General features: G+C 33.8%; 11 protein-coding genes and 1 tRNA gene. 8 read left to right on the top strand and 4 right to left on the bottom strand.

Going from position 1 to position 20624, the window contains the following annotated elements:
• Positions 1–267: 267 nt before the first annotated feature.
• The 4 genes from ACT3CE_RS03805 (at position 268) to ACT3CE_RS03790 (ending at position 6398) form a co-directional block, all read left to right on the top strand.
• A complete protein-coding gene (locus tag ACT3CE_RS03805) occupies positions 268–3333 on the top strand; it encodes a protein O-mannosyl-transferase family (protein WP_444708430.1) in 3066 nt (1021 codons plus the stop codon).
• Positions 3330–3947: a polysaccharide deacetylase family protein gene (locus tag ACT3CE_RS03800; RefSeq protein ID WP_444708429.1), complete on the top strand. Its 618-nt coding sequence runs from the start codon at positions 3330–3332 to the stop codon at positions 3945–3947. Before ACT3CE_RS03805 ends, ACT3CE_RS03800 begins: the two co-directional genes overlap by 4 nt.
• Positions 3948–4103: 156 nt before the next feature.
• The gene (purD, locus tag ACT3CE_RS03795; protein ID WP_444708428.1) at positions 4104–5372 is read left to right on the top strand and encodes a phosphoribosylamine--glycine ligase; all 1269 of its coding nucleotides are present in this window, start codon (positions 4104–4106) and stop codon (positions 5370–5372) included.
• Between the two features lie 51 nt (positions 5373–5423).
• Positions 5424–6398, top strand: coding sequence for a hypothetical protein (locus tag ACT3CE_RS03790; RefSeq protein WP_444708427.1), 975 nt, complete (start codon positions 5424–5426; stop codon positions 6396–6398).
• Between the two features lie 52 nt (positions 6399–6450).
• Here the strand turns inward: ACT3CE_RS03790 and ACT3CE_RS03785 are convergent, their stop codons facing one another.
• Positions 6451–8322, bottom strand: a complete 1872-nt coding sequence (locus tag ACT3CE_RS03785; protein WP_444708426.1) for a DUF4114 domain-containing protein — start codon at positions 8320–8322, stop codon at positions 6451–6453.
• A 171-nt stretch (positions 8323–8493) separates the two neighbouring features.
• The gene (locus tag ACT3CE_RS03780) at positions 8494–9558 is read right to left on the bottom strand and encodes a lysylphosphatidylglycerol synthase transmembrane domain-containing protein (protein ID WP_444708425.1); all 1065 of its coding nucleotides are present in this window, start codon (positions 9556–9558) and stop codon (positions 8494–8496) included.
• A gap of 226 nt (positions 9559–9784) precedes the next feature.
• Between ACT3CE_RS03780 and ACT3CE_RS03775 the strand changes: the two genes are divergently transcribed.
• On the top strand, positions 9785–12007 hold the full coding sequence (locus ACT3CE_RS03775; RefSeq protein WP_444708424.1) for an amino acid permease: 2223 nt from the start codon (positions 9785–9787) through the stop codon (positions 12005–12007).
• A gap of 512 nt (positions 12008–12519) precedes the next feature.
• On the opposite strand, the gene ACT3CE_RS03770 is transcribed toward ACT3CE_RS03775, so the two are convergent.
• Positions 12520–12593: transfer RNA gene (locus ACT3CE_RS03770), tRNA-Ala, on the bottom strand.
• A gap of 569 nt (positions 12594–13162) precedes the next feature.
• On the opposite strand from ACT3CE_RS03770, the gene ACT3CE_RS03765 reads away from it, so the two are divergent.
• Together ACT3CE_RS03765 and hflX are read left to right on the top strand one after the other, a co-directional pair.
• Positions 13163–13846, top strand: coding sequence for an energy transducer TonB (locus tag ACT3CE_RS03765; RefSeq protein ID WP_444708423.1), 684 nt, complete (start codon positions 13163–13165; stop codon positions 13844–13846).
• A gap of 165 nt (positions 13847–14011) precedes the next feature.
• A complete protein-coding gene (gene hflX / locus ACT3CE_RS03760; RefSeq protein ID WP_444708422.1) occupies positions 14012–15238 on the top strand; it encodes a GTPase HflX in 1227 nt (408 codons plus the stop codon).
• 127 nt (positions 15239–15365) lie between these two features.
• Here hflX and ACT3CE_RS03755 read toward each other — a convergent pair whose 3' ends face one another.
• Positions 15366–16355 carry an aspartate-semialdehyde dehydrogenase gene (locus ACT3CE_RS03755; RefSeq protein ID WP_444708421.1) on the bottom strand — a complete coding sequence of 330 codons (990 nt, stop codon included), beginning with the start codon at positions 16353–16355 and terminating at the stop codon, positions 15366–15368.
• A gap of 95 nt (positions 16356–16450) precedes the next feature.
• Here ACT3CE_RS03755 and ACT3CE_RS03750 point away from each other — a divergent pair.
• On the top strand, positions 16451–20624 hold a 4174-nt coding region (locus ACT3CE_RS03750), incomplete at its 3' end, for a lamin tail domain-containing protein (protein WP_444708420.1).

The following is a 20624-nucleotide window of genomic DNA, read 5'->3' as shown; positions in this document are numbered from 1 at the left end:
CCATTTTTTATGAAATATAAATTCAATACATTTTGTGTGCTTTTAACTATAAAGGTTTCGATTTTGTTGCAGGTTAATTACTCTACTACAAGCATGTTTAGTAAATGTTAAGAAGAAAATTATAATTTGATCCTTGTTAAATAACCGATAAATATTAAAGCAATTAGAGTGCTTTAAGATTTTTTATATTGTATAAAATGATACTTCGTGCTAAAAATCTTACCTTCGAAAATTCAATTAGTAAGTATAAAGCATTGTTTGTAAGATATGAGCAAGTATCAAAAACTTAACCTTATTATAGGTTGGATTTCTTTTTCCATAGCTGCTGTTGTTTATTTATTAACCCTCGAACCAACAGTTAGTTTCTGGGATTGTGGAGAATTTATCACTGCATCTTATAAGTTGGAAATAGGTCATCCGCCAGGAGCTCCTTTTTTTATGTTGCTTGCAAGAATGTTCTCTCTTTTTGCCAATGGCAGCGAGAATGTTGCATTAATGATAAATAGCTTATCGGCATTAGCCAGTGCATTTACCATTTTATTCTTGTTCTGGACAATTACACATCTTGCCAAAAAGCTAATTGTAAAAAAGATGACCTGTTCTACTGCCCAAATTTGGATAATTATGGGTAGTGGTTTCATTGGAGCTATGACTTATGCTGTTTCCGATACTTTTTGGTTTTCAGCAGTCGAAGGTGAAGTTTATGCCACATCATCATTATTTACTTCAGTAGTATTTTGGTGTATTCTGAAATGGGAAAATGAAGCAGATAAAGCGTTTGCCAATCGTTGGCTGATTTTAATAGCTTACCTAATGGGTTTGTCTATCGGAGTCCATTTGCTCAACTTACTTGCTATTCCGGCAATTGTAATGCTGTATTACTTTAAGAAATATAAACCTTCGACTTTAGGTGTTTTAAAAGCTTTGGTATTGTCGGTTTTATTTTTGGGAGCAGCAATGTATCTTATCATTCCAGGAGTTGTAAAATTGGCATTTTTATTCGATTTGTTTTTTGTAAATGTTATTGGATTACCATTTAATAGTGGTCTGTTCATTTTTTTAATACTTCTTATTGCCAGCCTTTCATGTGGAATTTTTTATACCCTGAAAAATAATAGGCAGTTAGTAAATATTGTTTTAACAGTTTTCGCTGTGATCTTAATTGGATATTCTTCTTATGCTTTAATTATGATTCGTTCTGCGGCAAATCCAAGTCTCGATCAGAATAATCCGGAAAATTTGTATTCGTTGTTATCCTATATAAATAGAGAGCAGTATGGTGATACGCCCTTGATTTATGGTCAATATTTTAATGCCCCGCTTAATAATGAAAAAAACTTTATTGAGGATAAAAATATCTATATTAAAAAGGATGGAAAATATGTAGTTTCGTATAAAAAAACAAAAGCCAATTACAGTAGTTCGCATAAAACCTTATTTCCCCGAATGCATTCACGAGGAATGAGTGGTAGAAATCCTGAAGAGTACGCAAAATGGACTGGATTAAATCCCAACCAGAAGGAAAAACCTGGTTTTGTTCAGAATCTTGATTTCTTCTTTTCTTATCAGCTTAATTACATGTATTTGCGTTATTTTATGTGGAATTTTGTTGGTCGTCAGTCCGATCATCAATCTTATGGTGGTGTAATTCAGGGTAATTGGATTTCAGGAGTTTCTTTCATCGATAATATGCGTTTGGGAGATCAAAATCTACGTCCAGAGCAGATGAAAAGTAATAAAGCAAATAATAAGTATTACTTTTTCCCATTGCTTTTAGGACTTGTGGGATTACTTTATCATTATCGAAAAACGAAGAGAGGACAATATGATTTTTGGGTTGTTTTACTCCTGTTTTTGTTTACGGGATTAGCCATTGTTTTGTACTTAAATCAAACACCTTTGCAGCCACGAGAGCGCGATTATGCTTATGCAGGATCGTTTTACGCTTTTGCCATTTGGATTGGCTTAGGTTTTGTTGCGTTTTTAAAATTAGTACAGAAATTTATTAAACAGGAGAAGATTGCAATTCCTTTAGTTTTTATAGTTTGTTTACTGGCAGTACCAGGATTAATGGCTCAACAAAATTGGGACGATCATGATAGATCGAATCGTTATTTTGCACGAGATTTAGCCTGTAATTATTTGAATTCCTGCCAGCCAAATGCTATTCTTTTTACCATGGGCGATAATGATACTTTCCCACTTTGGTATTTGCAGGAAGTTGAAGGCATAGGAACCGATGTGCGAGTTTGTAATTTGAGTTACCTATCTACCGATTGGTATATCGACCAGATGAAACAAAAAAATTACAATTCCGATTCTTTACCCATATCCTTAAAAAAAGAAAAGTATTTGTATGGAACTCGCGATGTAGCTTATTTGTATGATGATCCTCGCTTAACGGCTTATGTGAATAAGAACAATGGCTTAGATTTAAATGTTGCTATGGAATATTTAATGAGTGATGAAAAAAGTACCAAAGAAATATATGGATATGAGGAGAAAATTGAATATTTCCCAGCCAGTAAATTCCGTTTCCAAATTGAAAAACAGCAAATTTTAAATAGTAATACTGTTTGTAAGAATGATTCTGCTCTTATCGAGGATTATTTACATTGGGAGCTAAAAGGTAATTATATTGATAAAAGCGGTCTTATAGTTTATGATATTTTACAGCATAACAACTGGGAAAGACCTGTTTATTTTGCCGTTACGGTTCCTGAAAATGGATATTATGGTCTCGAAAACTATTTTCAGCTGGAAGGTTTTGCTTATCGATTGGTTCCGGTTAAAACAGAGAATAAAGATATGCAGATAGGAAGAGTTAATACCGATGTAATGTATGCTAATATGATGCATAAATTTAAGTGGTCGACTATTAATAATCCTGATATTTATATGGATGAAAATAGTTCTCGACTAACATTAAGTATACGTAATAATTTCTTACGATTGGCGAATTCTTTACTTGATCAGGGAAAAAGTGATTCTGCTATCTTTGTGCTCGATAAAAGTAGAAAATTGATCCCAAATGATATTGTAAGTATGGATTATATTGGTGTTTTAATGGCGCAAACGTATTATCGTGCCGGCGCAAATGTTAAGGCCAATGACTTAATCGAGAAAATATCAGCAAGATTAATTAAGGAGTTGGATTACTATTCATCCTTACAAGCAAAATCGATTTCGGAGTTTCCAAAATGGCAAAATCGTAACCTGTATTTAATGCAGGTGTTGTATCGCATAACTGCTGAATATGACAAGCAAGAATTAAATAAAAAGATTGAGATAGAGTTTAAACGATTATTGAAGAATTATAAAGGTGAATCATGAAATTAAGATGCTTAAGGCCTCCTGGGATATTAAAGATATTGTTTCCAAATTTTGTGTGGAGGTACAATTCGGGACTTAAAAAAGTTTATCTAACTTTCGATGACGGACCAATTCCTGAGTCTACACCGTGGACTTTAGAACTGTTAAAAGAAAAAAATGTGAAAGCTACTTTTTTTTGTGTTGGCGATAATGTAAAAAAATATCCACAACTCTATCGGCAAATTATTAAGGAAGGACATGCTGTGGGTAATCATACTTTTAATCATTTGCGGGGGTGGAGTCAAAATACCTTAAATTATGTCGAGAATGTTATTCTGGCATCAGATTTTATTGATTCGAAGTTGTTTCGCCCGCCTTATGGATTAATTAAAAGAGCTCAGGCCAAACATTTATTAGCAGAATATAAAATTGTAATGTGGGATGTGTTGAGTGGTGATTATCGTCAGGATATCACGCCAGAGAGATGTTATCGTGATGTTATGAAAAAGATTCGTCCGGGATCTATTCTATTGTTTCATAATCATGTTAAGGCAGATAAAAATATGCGTTATACGATTCCCCGTTTAATTGATGATTTACACGAAAAAGGATACGAATTTGAAATTTGTGAATAGAAAAAGAGAAAATTCCTTCACATTACAGCATGATAACTGCAATTGAATACGTAAATTTGCTTTCGATCAAACTATTAATACCATTTTATAAACATAACCTGTAACTGTTTGACTTGTTAAGCTTAGCAGTGCCAGTTAATTCAATTAATCTGACAGATGAACGTACTTCTTTTGGGGTCTGGAGGCCGAGAACATGCATTTGCATGGAAATTTAATCAAAGTAAGAAATTAGAAAAACTATTTGTAGCTCCCGGTAATGCCGGAACTGCAGAAATAGCCGAGAATATAGATTTAGATCCTAACGATTTTCCTAAAATTAAGGAATTTGCTTTGGCTAATCAGGTGGATATGGTAGTTGTGGGTCCTGAAGATCCATTGGTTAATGGAATTCATGATTTTTTCCTTGCCGATGAGCAAATTAAAAATATTCCTGTAATCGGACCTGAGAAATTAGGTGCACAATTAGAGGGGAGTAAAGATTTTGCAAAGGAATTTATGTTTCGACATGATATTCCTACTGCACAATATAAAAGTATCACTAAGGATAATCTTGAAGAAGGTTATCAGTTTTTAGAAACTTTAAAAGCTCCTTACGTGCTGAAAGCCGATGGTTTGGCTGCTGGTAAAGGTGTTCTTATCATTAATGATTTAGATGAGGCTAAAACGTCTTTAAAAGAGATGTTGGGCGGTATGTTTGGTGAAGCTGGAAGCAGGGTTGTAATAGAAGAATTTTTATCAGGAATAGAATTGTCGGTATTTGTTTTAACCGATGGTAAAAGTTATAAAACATTGGCCGAGGCTAAAGATTACAAACGTATCGGAGAAGGAGATACTGGCTTAAATACGGGAGGAATGGGTGCCATTTCGCCGGTTCCATTTGCTAAAGGTGATTTTATGCAGAAAGTGGAAGAGCGTGTAATTGTGCCTACTATTAACGGATTACAGAAAGATAATATCCCATATAAAGGATTTGTTTTTATTGGATTAATGAATGTTGAAGGAGATCCTTATGTAATTGAATATAATGTGCGAATGGGAGATCCTGAAACAGAGGTTATTTTGCCAAGAGTAAAATCTGATTTGCTAGATTTAATGGAAGCAGTTTCGAAGCAGGAGCTTGATAAAGCCGACTTTGAAATGGATACTAGAACTGTAACAACAGTGATGTTGGTTTCGGGTGGATATCCTGAGGATTATGAAAAAGGAAAGGCAATTACCAATCTTAATAAAGTTGATGGAAGTCTTGTTTTTCATGCGGGAACATGCAATTCCGGTTCGGATGTGCTAACAAACGGCGGGCGTGTTATTTCGGTAAGTTCGTATGGTGAAACCATGGAAGCAGCTTTGGCATTATCATTTAAAAATGCCGACTTAATTGATTACGAAGGAAAATATTTCCGTAGAGATATTGGATTCGACTTATAAATATTATAATTCGCTGCTCGCAGGGGCAGTGAATGTTTTACATTTCTTTGCATGCTCTTAAAAACACTAAAAGGCAGACATTATTTGTTGTTGGTATTCGTACCAGTTTTAATTCTATTGTTGTGGCTTAAATCTTTTATACATCCAGTTTCTTTAACGGGCGATACTGCTCAAATGCCACTCTATTCTATTCTGCAAAGTATTACTAGTGGTAATTTAATTGCCTTAAATATTATTGGCTACCTTATTCTGGCAAGTTTATCCTTACTTATCGTTCGTTTAAACGAACGATATGTATTCATAAGGCAGCGAACCGATTTGCCAGCTTTTGTATTTGCACTAATTGTTACCGGAACAGTTTCTTTGTATGGTATGCATCCATCTTTATTGGCATCCATATTGTTATTTTTTGCACTCGAAAGAGTTTTTGCAATATATCATGGTGCGGGAACACTTGCCAAAGCATTTGATGCAGGATTATTTATAGGATTAGCCAGTTTGGCTTATTTGTTTGCCGGAGTTTATTTGATATGGTTTTGGATATCTCTTGCTTTCCTTGGATATTTTAGGTTTCGTGAGTGTCTTGCCGGTTTAGTGGGTTTTTTAGTACCTGTTTTTATCATGGCAAGTTGGTATTTTTTTAATGATGATTTGTCGGTTTTATGGCAAACATTAATGGCTCTTTTAAATAAGATACAAGTGGCCGATTATAGTTTATTTCAAAAAGTATTTTGGGGAATTTTAATGATTTTAGTTATATTATCTTCGACTTTTATGACAAAAGTAGTAGAGGAGAAAAAGATTAGTTCACGAAAATATTTTTCTATTTTATTTTTGTTTTTCCTTTTTGCAATTGCGAGTTTTTTCCTTTTTAAAGGTGCAGGTATTGAATTGTATTTCCTTGCCTTATTGCCAGTAACATACATTATAAGTCATTATTTTGTGCTTAGCCGATATTCCTGGATGATGGAAATATTATTTGTGATTTTTGTGTTGTCGGGTATTTTAATTCACATTTTTGGATAAAAAAAAGTGTTATTTCAATTTGAAATAACACTTTTTAAAAAAGTAGTTTATCTTATTTTACAATGATATTTTCTGTGTCAAATGCTGTTGCAACTAGGTTGTTTTCAGAATTATCGGTAACAGTAAATATTATGTCGTTAATGTCTTTATCGCCACCTGGTAATTGTACATCTTCAAAACAAAGAACTATGTCCTTACACTGATCTTCTATAAATAATACATGTTGTTGGTTGTTATTTTCATTCCACTCTACGTTAGTGTAGTGGCTGTAAACACCATCGGTAGTAGCACCATTTTTCCATCCTTGTGCTGTTAGACAGAATCCTATAACTGTATTTTCTGGGAATGCTTCGTCGCCAAGTTGAACACGGTCTCCCGAAGTAAGTCCTCCACCTTCTCCTTCTTTCGAAACATTAGGGAAAAGCATGTGTAATTCAACATCGTCAAGGCTTGTTGGTGGTGTTGAAGCATTGTAGGTATAATAAGCTAATGAATTTCTCCAGCCAGCACCTTCATCAATAAAGGTTAAATAAACAGGCGATTCTTTAATTAATCGTAAAATCAGATTGTTTCCATCTGCAAATAAGTCTGGATGTGCTTCAATATTATTTTTTCCGGCAGGAAACATTCCAATAATATTATCAACTAATGTTTCGCAAGGTTTAGTAGGAATAATATCTTCAGGTACACCTTCGTTAATTTCTATGGTTAAGATTTTTAATCCACCAGTTCCGGCAGCTACAAAAATGTAATTGTCTCTTGATTCAACAAAGTTAACCGATGATTTAAAATCCATGCTACCCAAGAGAGTTACATTATCATTATCTTCCTCTATCATAGCTCCCACATATAAACCAGCACCACCATTACCAATAAGTAAAAGTTCTTCGTTTAAAGCAACTGAGTTGGTTACGTAGTCTTCATCAAGGCCATCTTCAGGTGTTACAGGTCTTTCGATATGTTCTTTTAATTCACCATCTAACTGTCTGATATCTAAACCGCCTTCGTTTAAAGCAGCTAATATGTATTCATCGTTTACATCAATTTCAGTTTTCGACTCGATAGTTACCGGTCCATTAACTGAAATAGGAGTTTGAACTGAAAAATCTGTTTTTGCAAATGATTGAATTTGAGGTGTTGCACCTTCTAAAACGTAAACATTATCACTATTTAGACTTAAAGATCTAGCGTCGTTAACAACTGTTTCGTTTACTAGTTTTAAATCATGATCTAATACAGTTAATGTACCGTTAGAACCACTTGTAACATAAATGTAGTTTTCGTCTACTTCAACATCTGTTGCCACATAAGAAGGAATATCATAAGTATCTGTAACCGCTAGGAACTGACCAGAATTACTCATTTCAACCTGTAATAAAATTGCTGGAGAGTTGTAAACATATCCTGCTGATTCAGGATCTACAGCTCCTGCTAAATATAATTTTCCGTCATAGTAGTCAACAGCACTAACATCAATATCAGAAATTAGAGCTTGCGCTTGTAAAACAGGATTGCTTTCGTCGGTAATATTAAATACATCAACACCACCATTATACTCAGGTCCTTTTGTGTTATAGGATACAAATGCCATGTTATCAATAATTTTAACATGTGTTGCTTGTACATATTCTCCGTCAACCTTAGGAGCGTCAACCTCGGCTTTTAATTTAAAGTCGTAATTTTTTGTCAAGTCAATATCCGGACTTGCTTTTACTGATTTTGTAGATCCTTCAGGTAAATTATTAACAATTACTCGTTTGTCGGTATAGTTCACTCTGGAACTTAAATCGGCAGAATTATTGTTAATTTTAATTGCAGAATTAATTTTATCTGTTTGTTCTTGCTGTAAATCATTGTCATTATCGTCTGAACAGGAATAAATAACAAGCAAAAACATGCTTAACAAAAGTAAATGTTTCTTCATAACTATATCTTTTTTTATATTTTACGAATTTTTAAACAATAGCAAGTTACATTCTTTGTTTGACAGTTCTTAGGTTATTATGATATACTATATAAAAGTTTTGATGAAACTCACTTTTTCTTGTGTCAATATTTCTAAAATATTGTTGCTTAAAAGTTTAATTGCTGAAAATTAGAAATTCTTTTTAATCCAGCGGGGAAGCAGGTAAACACCAATAAACAAGTAAGGATAATAAGATATAAGACGCCAAATAAGTGCCATGCTAGCAGCTAAACCTGTAGTTGGTAAAAAATCACCAAGATATTTAGTAAATACCCATTCTGAGAATCCACTTCCACCCGGGGTTGGACTTACCAGCATCATGATCCACATAACCAGTTGTCGGGCAAAAATCATAATGTGTTCAGAGAGTTCATAGCCTTGAAACAGAAAAGCAAGTAACATAGCATTTACGACCCAATATCTGGCTGTCCACGACCAAAATGTAGCCATAAAGGCTTTAAACCAAAATAAAAATGGTTTTGTTCTTAGTTCTTTAGAACTCTCTATGATGTCGCTTCCTGCTTTGTTTGCGCCATGTTTCCATTTCCTTAGTACGGGCAATTTAAATATCCACAGGAGTAACCATTTTAATCCTCGCGGATTTTTAAATAAGCCATAAGTTAATACGATTAAATATACTAGTTTTAGGAAATATCCGCCTAACGCGAAATACAAAAGAGGATTTAGCCATAATGAATTTTCTTCTGGGTTTATCATGAATAATTGCTGAACATCTAAAAGTAGAATTAGGAGTGGAAACATGATGATAAAATACAACTCATCGAGAAAGGAGGTTGACATTACTACCGCCGAACTTCTACCCACTTTTAATCCTTCCTTGTTTAGGTATAAAATGGCAACTGATGTTCCTCCAATGGCTGAAGGAGTAACGGCAGAGGTAAATTCCCATAGCATAATAATACGAAACGATTTTGTCCAGGAGAATTTTCTCTCAGTTAAAATTCTAAGTCTTGCAATATATCCCAAATCACGAATTCCCATCATAATAAGAGCCAGAAACAAGTAAAAAGCCGAATACCATGTAAACTCAATCATCGAAAAAGTATTTTCATCTACCTCTTTTGTAAGCATGTAAATAACTACAGCTAAACCAAAAAGTATTGGATAGATGATTCTGCTTGGGCGCACGCCATGCAGTAGTTTCTTTGGGCTGGCTGGTGTTTTTTTACTCATTTTTAAGTTTTAACTAACTAAAATTACACAAATAAAAAGTGTAAATTAAAATGTTTAGGTATAGTGATTGTTAAAAAAGTATAAAAGTACTAAGATATTGATCTATTATGTATCAGCATTTAATTTTTGTCAGATTTACTTCGAGATAGGATTTTATCAATATTAAAAACCAATTAATAAACTGATTTTTCCTATTTTTAATAGACCATTAATCAATAGGCAAACTATGTCATTAGAATCTACAAAGCGAAAATTTGGTACGGCACCAGTATTTTTCACAGCTATATCCACAATATTAGGAGCAATTTTATTTTTGCGCTTTGGATATGCGGTTGGTACATTAGGTTTTTGGGGTGTAATATGTGTTATTCTGCTTGGGCATGCAGTTACAATTCCTACAGCATTTGCCATATCCGAGATAGCTACAAATAAAAGGGTAGAGGGTGGAGGTGAGTATTTTATTATTTCCCGATCGTTTGGTTTAAATATTGGTGCTACCATAGGGTTAGCCCTGTTTATGTCGCAAGCCATAAGTGTAGCTTTTTATGTTATTGCTTTTACCGAAGCTTTCGAACCAGTTTTTAATTGGGTTAAAGAAATATATGGATATAATTTGCCACGTCAGGTGGTTAGTGTGCCTGCCATGTTAGTTTTATCGGCATTAATTTTAAAAAAAGGTGCCAATTTAGGGGTTAAGGCACTTTATTTTGTGGTTGCCATTTTATTTTTATCCTTACTGCTGTTTTTTCTAGGGAAAACAGAATATTCCAGTATGAGTGATTTTAATTTATGGAATGCCGATTTTCGAAATACAGATAACTTTTTTGTTGTTTTTGCAATAATATTTCCTGCTTTTACCGGAATGACCGCAGGAGTTGGCTTATCTGGAGATTTAAAAAACCCTTCGAAATCTATTCCTCTTGGAACTGCTAGTGCAACTTTAATAGGAATGATTATCTACTTTTTTATTGTGTATAAACTTGCAGCTTCGGTTAGTAGTATCGATTTGGTCGAGAATCAACTAATTATGTCTAAAATTGCACTTGGAGGAGCAATCATTATTCCATTAGGATTAGCTGCTTCTACAATTTCATCGGCTTTGGGATCGGTAATGGTAGCACCACGAACCCTTCAGGCTTTATCTATCGATAATTCGTTTCCTTCAAAACGTTTAAATCAATGGTTGGCAAAAGGAAGAGATTCTGATAGCGAACCTTTTAACTCTTCTCTAATTACTTGTGCTATTGCTATGGTATTTGTGTTGTTGGGCGATGTAAATGCGGTGGCCGAAATTATCTCTATGTTTTTTATGCTTACTTATGGTGCGCTTTGTTTGATTTCTTTTTTGAATCACTTTGGCTCTTCACCTAGTTATCGACCATCATTTAAATCCAAATGGTTTTTGTCTCTTATCGGATTTTTTATTTCTATTTGGGTGATGTTTAAAATTAACACCTTATATGCATTTGGAGCAGTTGTCTTAATGTCTTTCATTTATTTGTTTATTAACCGTTATCATAAACACCGAAATGGTTTAGAATCTATATTTCTAAATTCGCTTTATCAGTTCAACAGAAATATGCAGGTATTTTTGCAAAAAGCAGGTAAAAGAAAAGTGCGCGAGTGGCGACCTAGTGCCATTTGTATTTCTAAAGATTCTTTTGAGCGTGATACAGCTTTTAAATTACTAAATTGGATTTCCTATAAATATGGTTTTGGTACTTACCTTCATCGCATCGAAGGTTATTATTCTACAGCTACATATCAGCAATCGAAGGAAGAATTAGATCGATTAATAAATGGGTTTGATAAAATTGAAAATCATGTATATGTAGATACCATTATTTCACCTTCCTATACTTCTGCAATTGCTCAGGCAATACAGTTACCCGGAATTGCTGGTATGGAGAATAATATGGTTATTTTCGAGTTTGATAAAGAGAATCCCGGAAAATTAGATGTAATTATTGAAAATTACTCTTTGGCAAGATCAGGAAATTTCGATTTTTGTATTTTGGGAAGTTCGCAGCGAAAATTTAATTATAAAAATAATATTCATGTCTGGATAAAGTCATCGGATACCGACAATGCTAATTTAATGATATTGCTGAGTTTTATAATTGGAGGACATCCCGATTGGAGAAAAGCTGATATAAAAATATTTAGTATCTGTAAAAAAAATCAGGCTATTGAAACACGAGAACAACTTGATAAACTTGTTATATCCGGGAGGTTACCAATTTCAAATTCTAATATCGAAATTATTCTGGAACAGGAAGATATCCCTCCTCGGCAAATTATTAATAAAAAATCGGCTAATGCCGGATTAACAATTCTTGGATTTAGGGGAGAAACATTAAAACATGAAAAATCGGAATTGTTTAAAGGATATAGCGAGATTGGAAATGTTTTGTTTATTAATGCAAATAGTCAGAAATCAATCGACTAGAAATAAAAAAGTCCGGGAACCACCCCGGACTTTACTCTAACCCATTTTAATCTATGAAAACCTAATCCTTTCGGAAAGGACACTACAAATGTATGGATTCTTTACAGATTGAGTATTTAAAAGATGTTAAAGAAGGTTAAAGTCTAGGGTAAATTGTGCTTTTTCAGATAGATTATAAAAAACTATTGCAATATTATTGAGCTTAAAGACTTGTAAAATATCATCTTAGGCGTGAAGTTTATAATACAACTATCTCTATAATTAGCATTGCTAAAGCTAACAATGTGCCTTAAATATTTCTGTAATGCATCTTCCTGAAAATAAGATTTTTTGGGAAAGAAATATTGGGAAAGAATATAATAGAAGCCCTATATCATTAGGCCAAAAAAGAAACTACTAAATGGAAATTTATTATTTTATTAAATGCCAAGTAGTAATTGTTAGAGTTTTTGTTGATACAAATAAAAAAAAGCGGCTACAGCACAAGTGCCATAACCGCCTAGATTTGAGGGTGGAGAGTATCGGAATCGAACCGACGACCTTTTGACTGCCAGTCAAACGCTCTAGCCAACTGAGCTAACCCCCCTACTATTTTAAAAATATCTATTTCTGTATAAATCAGAATGATGGATATTTTTATTTTGCCTGCAAATATAGAGTAAAAAAAATGATATCAAAACAGATACAAGTTTTATATGAATAATTTGCGAACATTTTTTTTATTTATACGTATTATAATTATGAGTGAAGAATCTATTTTAGTTCGAAAAGTTGTTTGTCAATAGACAATTGATTGGTAGCAATGTATAGTGTGTGTATAGGTAGGATGAGTTCGGACAATGTGGATTTTTCACTCTTATTTTTTTAAAATCTCTAATTTAGAATCGCTATAAAGAATTTAATGGACTAAGTTTATAGTTGATTTATTTCCAGTAGGTTTATAGCTGTTCAAAACACCCCGTTTTTTAGCAAATTATCTTTATAATTTATCATACTTAAGTGTTGAAAATCAATTTTTCAGCTCTGAAAAATTTGTTTGCCCTTTATTTTTATATCTTTATGCCTCGAATAATTCTTAGAAGTATAGTATTTTGATTATAAAATTGAATTACTTACTTTTAAACGCTGAATTTAAAAGAAAATTAAAAGAAAATTATGGAAGTTAAGAAGTCACCTAAAGCAGATCTTGAAAATAAGAGAGGTCTCTTTCTTGAGATTGGTCTGGCACTGACTCTTGCCTTTGTGTTTCTTGCATTTGAATGGCGTGTAGATTCAAGCGAAGCTACAGGTTTGGAAGATCAACAAGAAATGGAGGCTGAAGAGGAGATGATTCCTGTTACCAGACAAGAACCTGTTAAGCCACCACCACCACCACCACCAGCACCTAAAGTAGCTGATGTTTTGGAAATTGTGGATAACGATGAAGAAATTGAAGATGAGTTAGAAATTGAAGATTCTGATGCTGATATGGACGAGGAAATTGAAATCCAAGTTGTAGAGGAAGAAGAAGAAGAAGATGAAGCTCAGGTATTTGTTATTGTTGAAGATATGCCAGAATTTCCAGGAGGACAACTTGAACTACAAAAATGGATTGCGAAATCTATTAAATATCCGGTTATCGCTCAGGAAAATGGTATTACCGGACGTGTATTTGTTACTTTTGTAGTAAATAAAGTAGGTGGAGTAGAGCAAGTTCGCGTTGTACGTGGAGTTGACCCATCTCTTGATAAGGAAGCGGTTCGTGTAATAAACAAGATGCCTAAGTGGAAGCCAGGTAAGCAACGTGGTAAAGCTGTAAAAGTATCTTACACAGTACCTATCAACTTCCAGTTACAGTAGATTAATTTTTTACTACCATATAGAGAGGTTCTGAATTATTCAGGACCTCTTTTTTTGTACTCTGTAGCAAAAGCTTTGTGGAATAATGCTTACTTTTGTAATTAACTTTCAATAATTTAAATAAAAAATGAAAGTTGATAGTTTTTAATTTCCTAAAATAAATAAATGGGAGACTACCTTACTACGAAAAAAGAAACCGAAAAAGCTGTTTTGATTGGTGTAATAGATCAATCGAAAAATATGACTGTGCAGGAAGTAAATGAATATCTTGCAGAGTTAGATTTCTTAGCCTTAACAGCAGGGGCAACAACGGTAAAGCAATTTACTCAGAAATTAGATTATCCGAATCCTAAAACCTTTGTGGGTGCAGGTAAGCTGGATGAGATAAAAAAATATTTAGAAGCTAATGATGAGGTTGGACTGGTGATATTTGATGATGAACTATCACCAACGCAATTAAGAAATGTGGAACGTGTGCTTGAAAGAAAAGTGCTGGATAGAACCAATCTGATTCTTGATATATTCGCCAGTAGGGCTCAAACAGCACATGCAAAAACTCAAGTTGAGTTAGCTCAATATCAATATATGTTACCTCGTTTAACGCGAATGTGGACTCACCTTGAGCGTCAACGTGGTGGTATTGGAATGAGAGGACCTGGAGAGACCCAAATTGAGACCGACCGAAGAATAATTTTGGATAAAATCGCCAAATTAAAGGTTGATTTAAAGAAAATTGACAAACAAAAGGCGACTCAGCGAAAAAATAGAGGAAAATTGGTTCGCGTAGCACTCGTAGGCTATACAAATGTTGGGAAATCTACGATTATGAATATGCTGAGCAAATCGGATGTTTTTGCTGAGAATAAGCTATTTGCAACTTTGGATACTACCGTTCGCAAGGTCGTAATTCAAAATGTTCCTTTTCTTTTGGCAGATACAGTTGGATTTATTCGAAAGCTTCCTCATCATTTGGTAGAATCGTTTAAATCAACATTAGATGAAGTTCGTGAAGCTGATGTTATTCTTCATGTGGTAGATATTTCTCACCCTAATTTCGAAGATCATATTAAAGTGGTTAATGAAACCATGTCGGAAATAGACAATAGAGAAAAACCCACATTCCTTGTTTTTAATAAGATAGATGCATTCACCTATGTTAAAAAAGATGAGGATGATTTGTTACCTAAAACAAGAGAAAATTATAGTTTAGAGGAATTAAAACAAATGTGGATTGCTAAAGGAGAAACTCCTTGTTTGTTTATTTCGGCAATCGAAAAAGCAAATATCGAAGAGTTTAGAGCCAAAGTTTATGGTGAAATTCGAGAAATTCATTCAGCAAGATTTCCTTATAATGATTTTCTTTATCAGGATTATTCAAACCTCATGGATTGAGATCTTTAAGTTGCCGAATAGTAGCATCTTGCGATCAGTAGATTAAAGCTACGAATGATCATGTAATTTTCTTTTGTTAATTACTTCGCATAAAAAAGCCGATACTTTGTATCGGCTTTTTTATTATTTATACCAACTGATGTTTGGCTAAATATTCTGCTATTTGAACAGCATTGGTAGCTGCTCCTTTTCGTAGATTATCTGCTACAACCCACATATTTAATGTGTTTGGATTAGAGAAATCTCTACGAATACGACCCACAAAAACTTCATCTTTTTCATGAGAGTATTTTGGCATTGGATATTCATTATTCTCAATATCATCCTGAACAATAATTCCATCTGCCTTAGTTAAAATATCTTTTACTTCGGCAAGCTCAAAGTCATTAGCAAACTCGACATTTACCGCTTCACTATGCCCCCCTACAACAGGAACACGAACAGCTGTTGCTGTAATTCTGATGCTATCGTCTTTTAAAATTTTTCTGGTTTCGTTTACCAGTTTCATTTCTTCTTTAGTGTAGCCATTGTCGGTAAATACATCGCAATGAGGAAGACAATTTTTGTCTATTTCATAAGGATATGCTTTTTCCCCATCTATTCCCTGTCTTTCGTTCTCGAATTGCTTAACAGCCTTTACGCCAGTACCAGTAATCGACTGGTAAGTAGATATTACAAGGCGTTCCATTTTATATTTTTTATGTAATGGTGCCAAAGCAACGATCATCTGAATTGTCGAGCAATTCGGATTTGCAATAATCTTATCATTTTTGCTTAACTCGCAAGCATTAATCTCTGGGACAACTAATTTTTTGCTCTCATCCATTCTCCAGGCTGAAGAATTATCGACAACAGTAGTGCCCACTTTAGCAAACTCAGGAGCAAATTTTAATGAAGTATCGCCACCAGCAGAAAAAATTGCAATTTGTGGTTTTAAATTAATTGCATCTTCCATTCCAATAACTTTATACTTCTTGCCATTAAAGGCAACTTCCTTACCAACAGACTTTTCGCTGGCAACAGGGAATAATTCACTAACCGGAAAATTTCTCTCCTCTAAAACTTCCAGTATTTTCTGGCCCACAAGGCCCGTAGCTCCTACAACTGCAATTCTCATAACATAATAATGCTTTAAATACTTGATTATAAATCGGTTTATAGTTAAATTAGCTTTTAACCAAAAAAGCAAAACAAATTTAAAGGTAATTTCTCATGAAAAAAACTCTTTCCTCGAAATTGTTATTAATCTTGATTTTACTGTTTACTAATACAGTATTTGCAGATGATATTTGGACAAAAGATTTTTCTAGTGATTTAAATAAAGGCTATTGGGGTAATGGTTCCGATATGATCGATGTTGTTGACTGGACTTTAGATGTTACAAATTGCGACTTGGAGGATGATGCTGATTACGTAAAAGTTGTGGAAACTAGTGGAGGAAGACTTGAGGCAGTAGATTGCGATGGTGAGGCTGTATGGGAAAGTAGGAGCATTGATATTTCAAATTTTACCAATTGTGCAATAAGTATTATAACAGCAGAAACCGGAACTTCTACTAACGATGAAAAATATATTAAGTGTTTCTACAAACTTGATGGAGGTAGCGAAATTGCTTTTGATAGTAATGCCGAAAATATTGGTAATTGGGATAACAGTGAAGCCCAGGTATCTGGTTTAAATGCTTCGAGTCTTGTTATTGTAGTGCGATTAAATAATTCTTTATCGAGTAATAAAGTTTATTTTGATGATATTATTGTAAGTGGAGAACCTGTTGTAATAGAAGCAGATCGTTTAACTGAAATTAATTTGGCAGATAATCCTGTTGTTTCTCAGACTATTGATTCTAAAACAGATACTCCGGAAGAAGCCATAAGTTGTTTTTTATTTGATATTGATGAAACAGATGCCGCAACAGATGGAAATTCCACTACTATTTCCCGAATTACCTTTTTTAATTCAAATCCGGATAATTCTTTAGATTGGCAAAACTCATTGGGTGGCTTATTGTTATTTGCTTCTGGCAGTCAGATTACACCTCAAAATGTTTCAATAACTACTGACTCAATATTTCTTGATTTTACAAAAGGTCAAATTGAAATCCCCGATGGCGAGAAAGTGAGTTTTGATTTGCGTTGTTATTTAAATTCAGCCAATTATCTGGAAGATGGTAAAACCATAGGCTTTAAAATTGCTGAAGATGCAAAAGGATTTGAGGTTTTTAATGATGGTTCCGATTTTAGGGAAACCAACCCAGAACTTAAGTCTGCAGTGCATAAAGTTGATGTTGAAGCATCGGAATTGATTTTTGCCGATATTTCAGATAATATTGAACGAAATCAATATTTTGCAGCAAGCCTTTTTGCTGTTGATACTTTTCAAAATATAGATAAAGATTATACAGGGGAGGTAAATTTGAGTTTATATTCAGGGGATTCGCAACTATTTTCAGATTCGGATTTTACCCAATTTTTATCCGAAGGGAAAGCTATTTTCGACTCTTTATACTATCAGAAGGTGGATACTATTCAATTATTGGCAGAAAGTGAACCCTTACCAAATATTATTTCCGATGATATAATCATTTATAATACGTTTAACTCGGAGGTTATATCGGCGAACTGGAATCCTACCGACACTCTTTTGTCTTCTTTGAGGATTGCTGAAGAAGACAGAAAAGAAGTTTTTCGTTTTTCTGTTTTTGATGGTGGTGAGGATGGAGTTTCTACTTATCTAAAAAAAATCAGAATTCAGGAATCAGAGAATAATCAGCTTGATTGGGACAAATCCATTGGTGAATTTTATATTGTGCGCAACAATGTAGATTTAGAAGCAGTATTTAGTTTCGAAGATGATTTTTTAGAAATAGAATTCGCCGATTCGGAAAGTGGTAGAGAAATAGCTAGTGACGATTCTGCAGTATATTCCATTTATTGCTATTTGAAAGAGGGAAAGATTACAGATGGAGAGATTTTACAAATGCAAATTGATAAATCTGGAGAAAATTGGGCGATAGATTCTCAGGGAAGTGGACTAAAACCAGAGTTTATAGATAATATAACAGGCCCGAAATTTATTTGCGATGTAATTGGAACTGAAATGAAATTCAGCGAAATTCCTAAGTCTGTTAATTATCAGGAAGAATTTTTTGTTGAAATTGAATTATTAGATCAGTTTGGAAATATTGATACAAATTCAAAAAATCAGATTAGCTTAAGTATTGCTTCTGGAACAGGAAACTTAACATCTTCATTTGCGCTTTTACGTGAGATCTCGGAGGGGAGATTTATTTGGAATGATCTAATTTATGACAAGGCCGAGAATTTTACACTACAGGCCGAATCTGAAGACTTAAAAACAATTTTAAGTGATAATATTTCTGGCGTAGATAATAATTCAACTGTCACCTTCACAGAGGTGATAAATCAAACCACATTAAATCCTTTAAGTACCAATCAGGAATTGGCTATTCCGGTTCTCAATTTTAAAATTACCGATTCCGGAGATCATGATGAATTGCCAACTACTATTACAAGCCTGAGGTTTTATAAGGAAGAAACAGTTAATTCTTTTAACTGGAGAAATCATATTGCTGGTGCCGTAATAAAATCAGATGGGAAAATTATTGCATCAACAACAGATATCGAGGAAGATTACTTGAGGTTTAACTCATCCAAAGGTCTTTTTGAAATAGCCAACTCTTCTGAACAAGACTTTCAATTGTGTATTTATTTCAGAAAAAGTCAACTGCCCGATAATAAAACATTTCAGATTAAAATCCCCAAAGAGGATTATGAATGGAAAACAGGAAGTAATAGCTCAAAATTATCCGAAGTATTTGATGATAATATTGTTTCAGAGATTTTCCATATCGAAGTGGAAGTTAGTAAACTCAGTTTTATTTCCACACCCTATTTGGTTTCCGATAGCTCCGATATGTTCGCAGTAAAAATTGCTGCCTGCGATGCCAATGAAAATATTGATACTGATGCAAGTCTTGCTTTCGATTTAGATCTTATTAGTGGAGATGGTTCTTTAAAATATTCTGAGCCTAAACCAAATATTGAAAATGGAATTGCTGAAATTAATTCGCTAAAATATATTGGTGATCAGGTTTTTTCTATGGAATTAAAATCGGAATATTTAGGTGATACCTGTCTTATCTTTATGGGAGAAGATGCCATAAATATTTATCAGGATTTTGAAAGTTCTAATCTGGATAATTGGCAAAATTCTACCGACTGGACAATCTCCAGCTATGAGCCAATTAGTGGCAATTACTCTTTAAAACATAACCTAACCAATCAGAATGGAACGAGTTATATTACCGGGGAAATTACAGATTATAAGTCTAATTCGGGAAATATGCAATGGACATTTGTAATTCGAAATGGGGAGTGGGATCCTTCCTCGGGGAATTCTTTCCAGTTTCATCTTTTCATGAATAATTCTAATCCGCATAATGCTGATATTAAATATTCGGTTGGGGTTAATCTAAGTGGAACGAATGATATTCTGACTTTGTGGAAAACCGAAAAAGATAAAACACCAGAGCAATTAATAAGTTCTGATTTTAATTGGAATGAGTTCGAAAATGTGGCAGTTCAGGTTGAATATCAGGCAGACGGAACTTGGGTGTTGACTTATAATCGTTTGGGAGAATCAGAGAATTGGTTACAGGCAGGAACTACAAATTCCAGTATTAATACCGATATTCAAAATTGGTTTTATGGATTACAATTTAATTTTGAAACAGCATCAAGAGCAGGAGATCTTTGGTTCGACGATTTAAAAATAGAATCGGGAAATACCGTTCCTTTTATAAAATCATACGATATAGTTGGAAGGGATTCAATTGTGATCTATTTTTCTGAAGATATCGATAATGAAATGATATTGTCGCCAGATAATTTTAAACTTACGATTAATGACATTGAATTTACTGATTATTCTATTTCCGAAGGAGAAAATCAATCGCAGGTTTTATTATTGATGAGTTCCAATTTAGAGACGGGTGATTATGTGCTTGATATTTTTAATATTACAGATATAAGAGGTGCAATAAATAAGAAAGATTCTGTTGCGTTCGAATATTTAGCACCCGCAAACATGTTCGATGTAGTAATTAACGAAATAATGGCCGACCCAAGTCCAACTAATGGCCTGCCCGAATATGAGTTCATCGAATTGTACAATACTCAGGATTATCCTGTTTCGATAGAAAACTGGAGTTTGAAAGTTGGAGAGAAAAAAACAACTTTACCTGCCGATACCATCGCTGGCAATTCTTATTTAATCCTTTGCTCAACAGCGTCTGCAGAATCTTTCGCCGAATATGGAAATGTTTTGTCAGTAACAAGTTTTCCTGGTTTAACCAATTCTGGCTCCG

This window comes from Marinifilum sp. RC60d5, assembly GCF_052400665.1.
Taxonomy (GTDB): Bacteria; Bacteroidota; Bacteroidia; order Bacteroidales; family Marinifilaceae; genus JBQTGK01.
Note: the sequence above shows the minus strand (reverse complement) of the source record. Positions and strands in the feature narration are given on the sequence as shown.